13 protein-coding genes and 2 pseudogenes are annotated in these 13,472 nt (G+C 70.4%); 8 read left to right on the top strand and 7 right to left on the bottom strand.

The features are described 5' to 3' along the window. Positions 1–561 carry a GNAT family N-acetyltransferase gene (locus ACWZEH_RS30600; RefSeq protein WP_456194300.1) on the bottom strand — a complete coding sequence of 187 codons (561 nt, stop codon included), beginning with the start codon at positions 559–561 and terminating at the stop codon, positions 1–3. Positions 562–714: 153 nt separating this feature from the next. Here ACWZEH_RS30600 and ACWZEH_RS30595 point away from each other — a divergent pair, with 153 nt between their 5' ends. From ACWZEH_RS30595 to ACWZEH_RS30585, 3 genes are all read left to right on the top strand, one after another. After that, positions 715–1,716, top strand: a complete 1,002-nt coding sequence (locus ACWZEH_RS30595; protein ID WP_456194299.1) for an ATP-binding protein — start codon at positions 715–717, stop codon at positions 1,714–1,716. Between the two features lie 141 nt (positions 1,717–1,857). Continuing rightward, a complete protein-coding gene (locus ACWZEH_RS30590; protein ID WP_456194298.1) occupies positions 1,858–2,763 on the top strand; it encodes an alpha/beta fold hydrolase in 906 nt (301 codons plus the stop codon). Between the two features lie 28 nt (positions 2,764–2,791). Continuing rightward, the gene (locus tag ACWZEH_RS30585; RefSeq protein WP_456194297.1) at positions 2,792–3,685 is read left to right on the top strand and encodes a Vgb family protein; all 894 of its coding nucleotides are present in this window, start codon (positions 2,792–2,794) and stop codon (positions 3,683–3,685) included. A gap of 237 nt (positions 3,686–3,922) precedes the next feature. Here the strand turns inward: ACWZEH_RS30585 and ACWZEH_RS30580 are convergent, their stop codons facing one another. Next, a complete protein-coding gene (locus tag ACWZEH_RS30580) occupies positions 3,923–4,093 on the bottom strand; it encodes a hypothetical protein (protein ID WP_456194296.1) in 171 nt (56 codons plus the stop codon). A 96-nt stretch (positions 4,094–4,189) separates the two neighbouring features. After that, on the bottom strand, positions 4,190–4,462 hold the full coding sequence (locus ACWZEH_RS30575) for a hypothetical protein (RefSeq protein WP_456194295.1): 273 nt from the start codon (positions 4,460–4,462) through the stop codon (positions 4,190–4,192). Between the two features lie 236 nt (positions 4,463–4,698). Between ACWZEH_RS30575 and ACWZEH_RS30570 the strand changes: the two genes are divergently transcribed. Then, complete coding sequence (locus tag ACWZEH_RS30570; protein WP_456194294.1) at positions 4,699–5,028, top strand: hypothetical protein; 330 nt, start codon at positions 4,699–4,701, stop codon at positions 5,026–5,028. An 11-nt stretch (positions 5,029–5,039) separates the two neighbouring features. Then, positions 5,040–5,300 carry a hypothetical protein gene (locus ACWZEH_RS30565; protein WP_456194293.1) on the top strand — a complete coding sequence of 87 codons (261 nt, stop codon included), beginning with the start codon at positions 5,040–5,042 and terminating at the stop codon, positions 5,298–5,300. 261 nt (positions 5,301–5,561) lie between these two features. Here the strand turns inward: ACWZEH_RS30565 and ACWZEH_RS30560 are convergent, their stop codons facing one another. Together ACWZEH_RS30560 and ACWZEH_RS30555 are read right to left on the bottom strand one after the other, a co-directional pair. Beyond that, the gene (locus tag ACWZEH_RS30560; RefSeq protein WP_456194292.1) at positions 5,562–6,782 is read right to left on the bottom strand and encodes an FAD-dependent monooxygenase; all 1,221 of its coding nucleotides are present in this window, start codon (positions 6,780–6,782) and stop codon (positions 5,562–5,564) included. Then, entirely contained in the window at positions 6,779–8,176 is a 1,398-nt protein-coding gene (locus ACWZEH_RS30555; RefSeq protein ID WP_456194291.1) for an MFS transporter, read from the bottom strand. Before ACWZEH_RS30555 ends, ACWZEH_RS30560 begins: the two co-directional genes overlap by 4 nt. Before the next feature lie 291 nt (positions 8,177–8,467). On the opposite strand from ACWZEH_RS30555, the gene ACWZEH_RS30550 reads away from it, so the two are divergent. Beyond that, entirely contained in the window at positions 8,468–9,106 is a 639-nt protein-coding gene (locus tag ACWZEH_RS30550; protein WP_456194290.1) for a TetR/AcrR family transcriptional regulator, read from the top strand. 138 nt (positions 9,107–9,244) lie between these two features. On the opposite strand, the gene ACWZEH_RS30545 is transcribed toward ACWZEH_RS30550, so the two are convergent. After that, positions 9,245–11,260, bottom strand: coding sequence for an Hsp70 family protein (locus ACWZEH_RS30545; RefSeq protein ID WP_456194289.1), 2,016 nt, complete (start codon positions 11,258–11,260; stop codon positions 9,245–9,247). An 11-nt stretch (positions 11,261–11,271) separates the two neighbouring features. Here ACWZEH_RS30545 and ACWZEH_RS30540 point away from each other — a divergent pair, with 11 nt between their 5' ends. Then, complete coding sequence (locus tag ACWZEH_RS30540; protein WP_456194288.1) at positions 11,272–11,775, top strand: GNAT family N-acetyltransferase; 504 nt, start codon at positions 11,272–11,274, stop codon at positions 11,773–11,775. A 257-nt stretch (positions 11,776–12,032) separates the two neighbouring features. Here the strand turns inward: ACWZEH_RS30540 and ACWZEH_RS30535 are convergent. Then, positions 12,033–12,863: pseudogene (locus ACWZEH_RS30535) on the bottom strand (AraC-like ligand-binding domain-containing protein); the annotation flags it as partial. Here ACWZEH_RS30535 and ACWZEH_RS30530 point away from each other — a divergent pair. Continuing rightward, a pseudogene (locus ACWZEH_RS30530) lies at positions 12,858–13,337 on the top strand (dihydrofolate reductase family protein); the annotation flags it as partial. The pseudogenes ACWZEH_RS30535 and ACWZEH_RS30530 overlap by 6 nt on opposite strands. Between the last annotated feature and the right edge of the window lie 135 nt (positions 13,338–13,472).

Here is a 13,472-nt window from a genome sequence, read left to right as displayed (position 1 = left end):
TCACCGTCCCATCGGGATCTCGAAGTGGACGACGCCGCTGCCGCGGTCCGCGTCCTCACGTTCGTCGTGCACGACCTTGGCGAGGGACCGCCAGAAGGGCTCGGCGCCGGGGACGGACGGGTCGGTGTGCAGGTACACGGACTGGTAACCGCCGTCGGCCGCGGCGAAGTCGAGCAGTTCGTGGACCATGCGCCGGGCGAGCCCGCGCCTGCGGTGGTCCGGCCGGACGTACACGCGCCGCACCTGCGCGGTCTCGCCGGAGGGGTACCGCTCGGCGAGTTCGCGCGGGTTCGGCGTGTGCGCGGGCCCTCGGGAGTCGAGCGCCGCGGTGGCGACGACGTCACCGGCGCCGCCGCCGTCGCCGCTGTCGCCCTCGGGGTCGATCGCGACGAGGAGGGTGTGGCGGGGCGAGGAGAGATAGGCGGCGGCCGGATCGACGATGTCGCCGTGCCACCGGGGCACGTAACCGGTGCCGAAGTCGCGGTAGACGGTGTCGAGCATCACGGCTCGCGCACGGTCGAGGTCCGCCGGGCCCGCGGTCCTGATGATGTAGTCACGCACCTGCGCATCTTACGCATTAAGCCTCCTGAATCGATCATCCGGGTGAACCCCACGGCGGACGGCCGTGACACGCGACGCGGAATTTGACACCGCCGCGACCGCACCCCTAGAACCTACCGACATGACATTCGTTTTCAAAAGGGTGGGGCGTCGATGAGGATCGCGTTCGTCGGCAAGGGCGGCAGCGGCAAGACGACGCTGTCGGCCCTCTTCTCCCGGCACCTGGCCGCCGCCGGCGCCCCGGTGCTCGCCATCGACGGCGACATCAACCAGCACCTGGCCGAGGCGCTCGCCCCCGCCGGGAGCTCCCCGGTGACGCCCCCTCCCCTGGGCCCGCGCCTGCACGACATCAAGGAGTACCTGCGCGGCACCAACCCCCGCGTCACCTCCACCGAATCGATGATCAAGACGACCCCGCCCGGCCGCGGTTCGCGCCTCCTGAGCCTGCTCGGCGACGACGAACTGCACGCGCGGCACGTCTCCCGGGCCGGCGGTGTCCCGCTGATGGTCACGGGCGAGTTCGACGACAGCGACCTGGGTGTGGCCTGCTACCACTCCAAGCTGGGCGCGGTGGAGCTGTACCTGGGCCACCTGACCGACGGCCCCGGCGAGTACGTGGTGGTCGACATGACCGCCGGCGCCGACGCCTTCGCCTCCGGCCTGTTCGCCCGCTTCGACCTCACCTTCCTGGTCGCCGAACCCACCCGCAAGGGCGTCTCCGTCTACCGCCAGTACCGCGACCACGCCCGCGAGTTCGGCATCCGTATCGCGGTCGTCGGCAACAAGGTGACCTGCGAGGAGGACCTCCTCTTCCTCAAGGAACAGGTGGGCGACGACCTTCTGACCCACCTGGTGCACTCGGACTGGGTGCGGGCGGCGGAACAGGGCCGTGCGCAGCCCACCGACCCGGCGGCCTCCGGCTCCCCGGACGCCTCGGACCCCCTGATCTCACTCGAGCCCCACAACCGCCACGCCCTGACGGTCATGCGCGAGGCCGTGGACTCCCACCCCCGCGACTGGGGCCGCCTCCACCGCCACGCCGTGGAGTTCCACCTGCGCAACGCCCGTTCCTGGGCCGACGCCCGCACCGGCGAGGACCTGGCCGCCCAGGTGGACCCGGAGTACGTGCCCGGCCCGGCGACCCTGCCCTTCTGAGGCGCGCCCCTCGGCACCGCCCCCGGTCCGAAACGGACGGGTGGCAGGCGACGGACGGTCTCCAGGACCTGCCCCGTCACCCACCCGGTGGCCTGCGAAAAGCAGTTGCGCCCGCTGTCCTCCCCCGGGCAGGGTGCGACGGTGATCGGCACAGAGATCGAACTCCCGGTTTCCGACGGGGTGGTGTCAGGCCTCGACTTCGGTGGTCGCGGTGAGGGGGTGCTGCTCGTCCATGGCAGCGGGCACAACGCCGCGGCCTGGGCAGATGTGGCAGCCCACCTGGTGCGGGACTGCCATCCGGTTGCCATCGACCTGCGCGGCCACGGGCGGACCCGGCTCGTTTCCACGGGCCCGGAGCAGTACTGGCGGGACATCGGAGGCATCGTCACAGCGCTGTCCTGGAACCACCCCGTGCTGGTGGGCCATTCCACCGGCGGATACGCGGTGACCGCGGCCGCTGCGGCGGGTGTGGTGGAACCGGCCGCCCTGTGCGTCGTGGACGGCGTGGTACTCGACGACCGGGACACGTCACTCGCCGGGCACGCCGCCCTGCGGACCACGGAGACGGCGGACCGCCTCCGGACGATGTTCCGCTACGGCTGGGACGCCACCGAAGAGCAGATGCGGACCCACGTCGAGCAGTGCGTGCGGGAGGCCGGAGGGGACTGGCTCAATGCCGGGGCGCGGCCCGCGCTCGTCGAGGAGGTCACCCGGCGCTCCTTCCTCCGCCGCGGCCACGGATGGACACGACAGCCGGCCGTCGAGGAGATCGTGACCGTCAGTGCCGTCGAGCCCGGTGCAGCGGTCTTCCCGAGCATCGACGTGTACGACAGCGTCACCTGCCCGATGACGATCGTGCTGGCCGACAACGGCTTCCACGCCTCGCGACGCGACGAGGTACACGCAGTCGTCGACGCCGCCCCCGGCCGCCGGCTGACCGGCATCGGTTCGAACCACAACGTCCCCATGACCCGGCCCGCCGAGCTCGCCGCGGTCATTGCCGACCTCGTACGAAACCGATCCGAGACCATCGGTCAGGAACGCTGATCGATGCCCGGCCCCGCAAGGAGTTGCTGTGCCCCCTTCCGACGCACCAGTCATCAGGGAGATCCTCGTGGCGGACAAGGAGGCCGGGCCTTACGGCATCGCGGCCGGCCCCGACGACGCCCTGTGGCTCACCTTCGCGCACAGCGGTCGCATCGCACGTCTCACCCTCGACGGCGAGCTCGAGGAGCACCCCCTGGACCCACCTGCCTGCCTCCCCGCGGTCATTGCTCCCGGACCGGACGGGGCCCTGTGGTTCACTCGTGCTCGGGACCACCGGATCGGCCGCATCACCACTGCCGGCGAAACGGACTCCTTCCCCCTGCCGACGCCCGACGGCGGACCCTTCGGCATCACCGCGGGCCCGGACGATGCGGTGTGGTTCACGCAGATGAACACCGACCGCATCGGCCGCATCACCGGTAAGGGAGAGATCACCGAGTTCGCCCTTCCCACCGCGGGCGGCTTCCCCTCGGCGATCACCACAGGCCCTGACGGAGCCCTGTGGTTCACCCTCAACCAGGCGAACGCGATCGGCCGCGTCACCACCGACGGCGACACCGCCATCCACCCACTGCCCACCCCGGGCGCCGCGCCCGTGGGCATCACCAGTGACGGAACGGCCCTGTGGTTCGTCGAGATCGCAGCGGGCCAGATCGGCAGGATCTCTGTGGACGGCGATATCAGGGAGTTCCCGCTCCCCAACCGTACGGCCAAGCCCCACGCCATTGCCGCGGTCTCCACCGGGGACTGCTGGTTCACCGAGTGGGGGAACAACCGCATCGGCCACATCACCGCGAGCGGTGAGATCACCGAGTACGACCTGCCGTCACCGTCGTCCGAACCACACGGCATCGCCCTGGGTCCCGACGGTGCCCTCTGGGCGGCCCTCGAGACAGGAGGGGTCGCCCGGGTGGCCCCATAGCCCATAGCCCGTAGCCAGGCCCCACCATGGCCGCCGGCCGTTCCGCCCCCTGCGCGACGTGCCCGGCCACGCGGAGACGCCCTCCGTCTCCCCGGGACTTCGAGGCGCTCCTCAGCAGGATGGACGGCCCAGCCCCGACAGGGGGTGTCCGGCGGCATGGGCGGCCGGCTCGCAGCGGGCGGGCCGGCTCCCCGGCCGCAACGAGGCAGTCTCCTCCCGCCCGCCGGAACTCCCCCACTACTCGATACCGGTCGCGTCGAGGAGCCGGACCAGGTCCTTGCGCCCGTACCCGAGCAGGCGGGCACGGTATACGCCCATGAGCAACAGGTGTGCGACGATGTGCGCCGCGTACCCGTCCCTGTCGTCGCCCAGCCACTCCTGAGGCTTCTCGACCTCAAGACTGTTCATCACCGGCCCGTGCTCGCGCCGGACTTGGGCGACGGTGCCGGCGACCGCGTCCAGCAGCGTCCTCCCCGGCCACTCGCACTCCAGCGCAAGGCGCCCTCAGCCGACCGGCAGACATCCGTCCGGCGGCCGCTCCCGCAGCCCCGCGTACCGCTCGTCCCCGAACCCGGCCGCGTCGAACTCCTCGTGCACCAGGGAGAACCGATGGAACCCGGTCGGCATCGGAGGCGGCGGTGGCGTGTACTCCCACCCCGCGTCCTCGTACAACTGCCGCTCGACCTCCTCCTCGCCGGCGTGGGTCACAGTGAACCCGCTGGCGTCGTTGCGCCCGGTGGTCGTGCCGCCGGGGTTGCGGTGAAAGCAGAGATCCATGTGTACTCCCGTGGTTCACAAGGGGGACGAATAGCGATGAACAGGGGTGAAAGAGAATCCCTCGCCGCTGGATCGAACGGCCCACGGCCCCCACCCGTGCCCGCCCCGCCCCGCCCTCACCCCATCGTGTGACTACGAGTCACAGGCTGACGCGGCCGGCGAAGCGCTACGGCCCCACCTGCGGAATCCACCGCATTCCCTCCGCCCCGTCGCGCCCCCTGAACTACCGTGACGCCATGACGACACAGCCCGGGAAGCCGCTTCCCCACCTCACCCCGACCGGCACCTGCTGGTGCGGCTGCGCCAGGAAGGTCGGCGCGGGTTCCTTCTTCGCCCAGGGCCACGACAAGGTGGCCGAGGCGGCCTTGCTGGCAGCGGAATACGGCTCCTCCATCGCCCAGTTGCTGCACGCGCACGGGTACGGGCCCGGCCACTCGGTGAGCGCCCGCGCAGTCGCCGAGGGCGTGTGGCGGAAGTGCCCGTCGTGCGCCTACGTCGGCGCCCCGGCGAGCATCACCCACCACACGAGGCGCGCGCACGCGCCCGCCGCAGCCGAGCAGGCGTGAGGACCGGCACGATGACCGAACCGATTGCCGGCACGTCCAGCCAGCGCGCCGACCTCGAGAAGGCGGTACGCGCCTACGGCGGCTGCTGGGACACCACCCGGGGCCTGCGCGCCCTGCGCGACGCGGGACACGAGCCCCAGGAGAAGAACACCCGCCGGATCCTCCGCGACCTCGCCGCCGGCGGCCTCCTGATCAAGACCGAGGACCGGCCCGTCCGGTACACCGCCGCAGAGAAGGAATCAGACGACAACACCGCAGATGGGCGTGCCTGACCCCGCAGAGAACGCCGACGACGAGCAGCCGTGAGGCCGACCTGCGGCTCAGCACACGGCCGGGCCGCAACCCTTTTCCTGAGCGACCGATCCGGCCCAACCCGATTCCCGGCAACGACGGCGAAGCGGAACTCTGCGCCAGGGGATCAGTAGCGCTTCGCGATCAGCGCGCCCACCGTCACCAGGTCCGGGTCCGGGTCCGGGTCCGGGTCCTGTCCGCCGGCGGCCGGCGGCATCCGTCATCGGTGCGCATGCCCGGGCTCACGTCATGGGCGTGAATTCGGGCAGGGTGAGGGCCGAATGGGCCGGTCGCCCCTCCGCGGAGGGCATGTCGCTGAGATTGCGCAGCATGTCGTTTCGCTGCTCCAGGGCCCGGGCAGTGGCCGGGAAGAGTGTGGCAGCGCCCTCGCCGACCTGCTCCTGGTTCACGGTCACGAACTCACGGGTGTGGTGTTCGTAGGCGGCGAAGCCCGCGGCGTGGTCCCGGTCGGCCAGGGAACCGGCGAGCATGTACGCGCCGACGAGCGCGAGGCTGGTGCCTTGTCCGGTGAGGAACGAGGGTGCGTACGCGGCGTCGCCCACCAGCGCGACCCTGCCGCTGGACCAGCGGGGCATGCGGATCTGGCTGACCCCGTCGAAGAACAGGTCGTCCGCGTCGTGCATGGCGGCCAGCATGCCCGGGACCTCCCATCCCGCGTCGGCGAAGACCGCGGCGACCAGGTCCCGCTGGGCTTCCGGGTTCCGGAACGCGTCGAACGGCGGTTCCGGGTGCGCGAAGTTCAGGAAGGCGTGCACTTCGTCGTTGTCCCCCACGGCGTAGAGTGCCGCGGCTCTGCCCGGGGTGTTCCACATCATGATCTCGTGGGAGATCCCGAAGGTGTTGTGCATGGTGAACCCGGCGAAGCAGTAGCCGAGGTACCGGTGGAACTGCTCTTCGGGGCCGAACAGGAACTCCCGGGTACGTGAGTGCAGACCGTCCGCACCGAACACCATGTCGAACGTACGCCTGCCGCCCCCGCGGAAAGTGACGTCGACCCCGTGGCCGGACTGGTCGAGGGTGTCGATGGAGTCGTTGAACAAGAACTCCACGTCGTCACGGACCGCCGTGTGGAGAGCGTCGGTCAGATCCTCGCGCCGCACCTCGAGGTCCGCTCCCGCGGCACCGCCGGTGACGGTGTGCGGCTTGAGCGAGGCCACCTCACCGCCGTCCCCGTCGAGGAAGGTCAGCCGGCGCAGGTCGATGTGCGCGTCCTGCAGTTGCGGCAGGATTCCCATCCTCCGGACGACCTCGAGTGCGGTGCCGCGCACGTCGATGGGGTAACCACCGCAACGCGGTGTGTCCGCCTTCTCGACCACCGTGACCGCGAATCCGTAGCGGTTCAGCCAGAACGCGAGGGCGGGCCCCGCGACGCCGGCCCCGGATATCAGGACCTTGCGCCTCGGCGTGGTACGGATATCCCTCAACAGGTCAATACGGGTCATTCCTCGACTCCTTTGCTCATGGTGCGGGCGACAAGCAGGGACAGCGCCGTGACGGCACCGGCTATGGCGAAGCCGGTGACGAAGGCCGATTCGGCCGGGACGTCCGACCCGGAAGGGGTCCCGGCGGTGAGGATCGCACCACTGACCTGCACACCCACGGCGTAGCCGATCACGCGAGTCACCAGGACCAGACTGGTGGCGATGCCGGTGTCGCTTTGATCGACGGATGTGGCGGTGCTGGTCACCATCGCCGTGACGCACAGGCCGTTGGCAAGCGCGATCATCATCTTGCCGATGACGAGGTGCCAGACCTCGGTGTGCACGGCCGCCAGGGTGATCAGGGAGGCGACCATGATGACGATCCCCGCGGTGACCACGGCACGCGAGCCGAAACGCCGCGCCCCGATCCCGCTGATCGGCCCGGCCAGCGACGCCGCCACGGCGCCGGGCAGCAGGAAGAAGCCGATCTCGGTGGCGTCGGCCCCGAAACCGTACTCGTCGGCGGACACCGCGAACATCTGCGGGACGAGATAGACCGCCACCGAGGTACCGACGCACATCACGAACGTCAGCACACACGACTTCCACACCGCAGGCCGTGCCAGCATGTGCAGATCGACCATCGGCGAGGCCACACGGCGCTCAACGGCTGTCCATCCGGTCACGAAGGCGGCCAGAACCACGACGAGGGCGCCGAGCACGAGTGGCTGCGAGCCCATGTCGGGCGCCAGCGCGAGCACGAGCATGAGCGTGACCAGCGTCCCGCTCAGGAGAACCAGGCCGGGCCAGTCGACCCCGGCAGCGTCCGACCGGCCCGGCGGATCATGCGGCATCAGCCTGTTCACAAGCACGGTGGCCCCGATGACCGCGACCGTCGGCAGCGCGAACATCCAGTGTCGGGAGAGCCCTTCCGCCACGGGTCCGGCCGACAGCGTTCCCGCCATCCCGCCCCCCACGAACAGCCCGCTGACCACTCCGATGGCCACCTTCGACTCTCCCGCCGGGAGGTGTTCGCGTACCAGGATGAACGACAGGGGCAGCGCGCCCACCATCGCTCCCTGCAGTACCTGGCCGAGCAGCAGTACGGGCAGGTTCGGCGCCAGGGCGGACACCAGACCACCGGCCGAGACCACCGTCATCAGCCTGATCAGGACTCGTTTTCCGCCGTAGCGGTCGCCGAACTTGCCTGCGACCGGTGTGACGAGCGCGCCGGTGACGAGGAGCATGATGCTGAGTAACGCCCCTTCGGCCGGACTCATATCCAGCTCGCGTTGCAGGAGCGGGAGCGTCGGCGTCACCACCGACTCCAAGGCACCGGTGGCGACTGCCAGCATGCCGAGAGCAGCGACAGCGGCCCTTCCGATGCGGACCGGGGGAGCCAGAGTTGCGGTCATGGACGTCCTTTCCGTCATTGCCGGGCGAGTGAGGAGTCGGCCGTACACGTGGCGCTGCCGCCCTGCCGTGCCCGGCGCGGACACGGCGGCCACTCACCGGGGGCAGCCGGGGGCAGCGCGCATGGTGCTGTGTGGACGGGTCCGGGGTCGTCCGGCGGGGTGAACCCGGTGAAGCGGTGTCCGAGGTGGCGCGTGCACGGCTCCGTCGGCGGAGCGAGTGCGGGAGTGCGGCACGCGCCATGAGTCGACATTACACTACACCGTGCAGTGTAGGACGGTTAGGATGTGCCCATGCCGACCACGAAGACACTGCGCGAGGGGTCCACGCCAAAGCGGGCCGCCATCCTCTCGGCGGCCCGGGAACTGTTCCTCGCCGACGGCTTCGACCGGTCCAGCGTCGACGCGGTCGCCGCCCGGGCCGAGGTGTCCAAGCGGACGGTCTACGACTACTTCGGCGACAAGCAGACGCTGCTGCGAGCAGTCGTCGACGCCGTCGGCCAGTCGCTGATCACCACGATCCGGCGCACCCTGGACGACACCCTCACCGACCTCACCGAGGGCGCCGACCTCGAGGACGCCCTGGTCACCTTCTCCATGCGCATCTCGACCGACATGCTCGACTCGGCGGAGTACGCAACGCTGCGACGACTGGTCCGGGCGGAATCCGGCCACCTGCCGCACCGGGGCTACAACTCCATGGCCGACATCCCCGAGGAGGCACTTGCCGAGCGGTTCGCCGCCTTCGCCGCGGCCGGACTGCTCGACGTCCCCGACCCCCGGCTCGCGGCCGACCAGTTCATCGCGCTGACCTTCGGCGTCGCGATGGACAGGCTCGGTTCCGCGAATGCCGCGGAGGACGGCCGCGTCCGGCCACTCGTCGTCGAGGGAGTGCGGACCTTTCTCCGGGCATACCGAACCGTGCAGGGCTGAGGCAGCGCGGACAGCACACCGGAACGGCGAGCGGTGGTTACCGGTCACCGGTGTCAGAGGGCCTGAAGCGGCCTCCCCTCGGGGATCCGCCCCGCCTGACCGGAGATCAGGCGGGGCGCGAGTCCCGGACGACCGCCGTCAGTGGCGCCGGCGTGTCGGCACGGCGGCGTTGGGGGTGCGGGGATTGAAGACCCAGAGCCCCTGGGAGTGGGTGGCGCCCAGGGCCCGGTTGTTCTCCAGGAGCCAGGGGTTGGCCTTCTGGAAGGGGGCGAAGTTGTCGTTGGAGACGATCACCCCGCCGATCTCGTCGGCGATGCTGATGACCAGCGCGTCGCCGCGGCCCTCGGTGCCGGCGGGCGGCTGGACCACGGTGCCGTCGGCGACGGCCTGCTCCACCAGCGGCCGCTCCTCCGCCGTGACGTCGTGGCGGAGTGTGGCGTCGACGACGACGTGGATGTCCCGGTCGGGGTTCTTGAACTGCAGGGACCTGATGGCTGCTTGCAGGGCGAGGAAGCTGGGCTTTCCCCCTGCCGCGCGGGGCGGTCGGCCGTTCCAGGCCAGGTTGGACCCGTCGACGACCAGGGCGGCGGGCTTCTGCCCGGTCGCCGGAGCGGGCTTCCCGGCCACGGGCGTCGGCGGGGTGAGCGGCGCCCGGCCGGCGGCCTTGGCCGCCGGGAGGACCGGCGACGGCGACCCGGCGTTCTTCGCCGGGGGTCCGCCGGCGGGTCGTCCACCGGGCTGCGCGCCGGCGGGGCCGGGGTCCCGCTGGGGGTGGGTGGGCCGGGGCGCCGCGCGCTCGGAGGCGCTCAGGGCGAACAGCCTCGTGAGCTCCTTCTCGACCTCCGGGGGGACCGTGCTGTCGCCGAAGACCCTGACCTCTCCGTCGAGTACGGTCTCGCCGGTCCTCTGGAGGGTCGCCTTCACGGTCAGCAGCCCCTCCTTGCTGTATGTGTACTCCAGGTCGAACGCGCCCTCTTCGGCCTGGGAGCGCTGCGGGTAGGCGAGGACGAGTTCGGTCAGTTTGACGTTGTCGGGGTGGTCGACGGGCCGGTCCGGGTCTCCCTCCCACACCTCCACGGTCAGCCGCCGCACTCCGTCCCTGGAGGGCTGGTACGACTTGGCGCGCTGCTGCGGCAGCCGCTGGTTGCGGTCGATGAGCGCACTGAAGGCCCGCGTGCCGTCCCGGTCCTTGGTCACCGTGCCCAGCGCGTGGGTGTTGACGACCCGGATGATGCTCTCGAGTTCGCCGTCCATGGCGGCCGCGCTGATGGCGGCCCCCTGGGCGACCGCGGTCATGGGGTCGCACAGTTCGGGCCCGACCAGTTCGCAGTCCAGCGCTTCCGCCACGGCCTCGCGCACCGCGGGAATCTGGCTGCTTCCGCCGATCATCAGGACGGCGGTGAGGTCGCGCGGGTCGATGCGGGCCTGTTCGAGGCATGCCTCGACCGGGTCGAGGGCGCGGCTGATCAGGTCCTGGATCGCGGCGGAGAACTCCTCCTGGCCGATCTCGACGACGACGCCGTCCGGGGTCGTGACGCGTACGGACTCCTGGGACGACAGGAGGATCTTGTTGCGTTCCAGGTCGAGGCTGAACTGCCGCTGCTCGGACTCGGACCACTCTCTGCGTGCGGGCGCCCGGTTGAGGACCATGCGGCGCAGACGGGCGTCGATCTCCAGGCCCCCCAGCTGGTTGACGCCTCGGCTGGCCTTCTCGTCGAAGAAGCCCCCTTCGTGCAGGAGCAGGGTGGCGTCCATGGTTCCGCCGCCCCAGTCGAAGACGAGGAACTCTCCGTCCTCCTCCACGGCGTGCGCGTACGAGATGGCGGCGGCCGTGGGCTCGTTGAGAAGGGTCTTGACCGTGATGCCCGCCGCCCGTGCCGCCTCGCGGGTGCGGAACCTGGCCGCGCCGGTGGCGTTGGCGGGGACGGTGATCACGGCTTCCGCGATCTCGGTCGCGGCTTCCTCCTCCGCGGCCGCGGCCATGGAACGGAAGACTCCGGCGGCGGCGGTGGTCGCGGCGAACCGCTCCCCTCCGATCTTCACGAGGGGCTCCTCGCGCAGCATGCGCTTGCACGCTTCGACCGCCTGCTCGGAGCGGAGTTTGGCCTCCCAGCCGAACAGGGCTCCCGCCCGCAGGGAGCTGGTGCCCACCACCGACCAGGGGCATGTCCACGTACGAGACGATGTCGTTCCATCTTGAGACCGAGCGGCTGACACTGCGACCGTGGGCCGATTCGGACGCCGCTGAACTCCGCGCCCTCCACTCCGAACGCGGCAACGGGACGCCCACGATTGAGCACACCCGGGCGTTCATCGCGAAGCAGCTCACCGCAACGGCGACAACGGGGATCGCCCTCCTGCCCGTACAGCGCCGTGACGAAGGCGACTTCATCGGCTGTCGCGGGTTGCCCATCGGCCGCTCCATCCTGGAGGAGCCTGAAATCGCGTACGAGTTGTTCCAGCGCGCGCATGGGCGCGGCTACGCCACCGAAGCGGCCAATGCGGTGCTCGATGCCGCTGTGGCGACCGGGCGGAAACGGCTCTGGTCGACCGTCGGCACATGGAACACACCATCGCTCCGTGTCCTCGAGAAACTAGGCTTCGAGCGGCATCACGTTGCCACAGACGACCGTGGTGAGCGTGTATGGCTCACACGCTCGTTGTCGTGACGCGGGGTCGTGCCCCGGGACTTCATGCTCACGTGACCGAGTGCGCTCAGGCGGAGTGGGCGGCCTGACGGCAGTGGTGGCCGGCTCGGGATCGGGCATGGTGGCGGCGACGCCAGTGGGACCATCCGAGCCGGCGGGCCGTCTTGGTCCCGCGACCCGCACCAGCGTCGTCAGCGGCACCGGCTGGGCCCGGCCCGGCCTGGCCCCAGAGCGAGCGTCCAAGGTCGGTCACGCGAAACGTGGCCGCGGGGAGACCATCATGCGGAGGAGCGGGGGCGGTTCTGGTCGCGCCAGGCCCGAGGCGAGAGTCCGTACGCTTGTTTGAACACCTTGCTGAAGTGGGTCGCGTCCACGAAGCCCCAGCTCCGTCCTATCGCTGCGATGGTCCGCAGCCGGCCGTTCGAGTCGGCCGGCTCTCGCCTGCATTCGGCCAGGCGGCGAGTACGGATCCAGTCCCCGAGGCTGATTCCCGACCGGGACAGCACAGCGTAGAGGTGGCGTACGGAGATGTCGTGTGCGGCGGCGATCCGTGCCGCCGACAGATCGGGATCAGCCAGGTGGGCCCGGATGTACTGAGTGATCCGCAAGCCGAGTGTCGCCTCCAACGGTGCCCTGGCCAGGCTGGAGTTGCCGTGCTGGGACGTCAGGGCGGCCCGGAGGAGTTCGACGCTGGGTTCCACGACGGCGTCGGCGTGCGCGTCCTGGTGCAACTCGTCGGTGACGGCCAGCTGGGAGAAATAGGTGAAGGCGAGGCGCGCAACGGGGTTGTCGGGTCCCAGGGGGACCGCGGTGATGTCTCGCAGTAACCGGTCGGGGAGCGCGAGTGTCGCGCAGGGGAAACGGATGAAGTGGTAGTCGACTCCCTCGTCGAAGAGAAGGGTGTAGGGAGCGATCGATTCGAAGACGGCGCAGTCCCCCGGCCTCAGCAGGCACTCGCGACCGTTCTGCACCACCATGCTGCTGCCCGTCATCTGAACACCGAGAGAGACGGCCGGCTCCTCGTCCTCCCGAGCCAGCCGCTCCGTCCGACGGAGAGCGACCGCGGTCGCCCGCGCCGAACAGACCCTGATGGGCCCCACGGTGCCGAGGAGGTCTTTCGCTTCTGGACCGACGAGATTCGAGAGGTCGGCGTCCACCTGTTGGGGCGACGGCTGTACGAGACGATGCTGTACTGGGAGACCGCCGACCAGGATCCATCGCTCGACGACTCCATGCGCGAGTGGACCGCGCTCTGGAAGCCGCTCCCGAAGGTGGTGTTCTCCACCACCTTGTCGGCGGTGCAGGGCCATGCACGCCTGGCCTCCGGCGGCCTGGCGGAGGAGATCGAGCGGTTGCGGGCCGAGCCGGGGAAGGGCGACATCGCGATCGGCGGCGCGACTCTCGCCGCCGAGGCGGCCGCGTCGGGTCTGGTCGACGAGTACCGGGCCATGGTCTACCCGGTGCTGGTCGGCGGTGGCGTTCCGTTCTTTCCCGAACGCGAGCGCCGGGTGGATCTCGAACTCGTCGAGACCCGCACCTTCGGCTCGAGATTCGTCTACCTCCGCCACCGCGTGGCGCGTTAGCCGGCTCGGCCGCCGAGCCCTGGGAAGAACGGGCCGGCCAGTGACGTCTTCTCAGTGAAGATCACTTCCAGTGTCTGCCGAGGACAAGGGCGGTGCGAGTGATGTCGCCGATTCGGCTTGGGCGAGGGTGACATG

This window comes from Streptomyces yamdrokensis (assembly GCF_053890455.1).
This window is presented reverse-complemented; position numbering and strand designations above follow the sequence as displayed.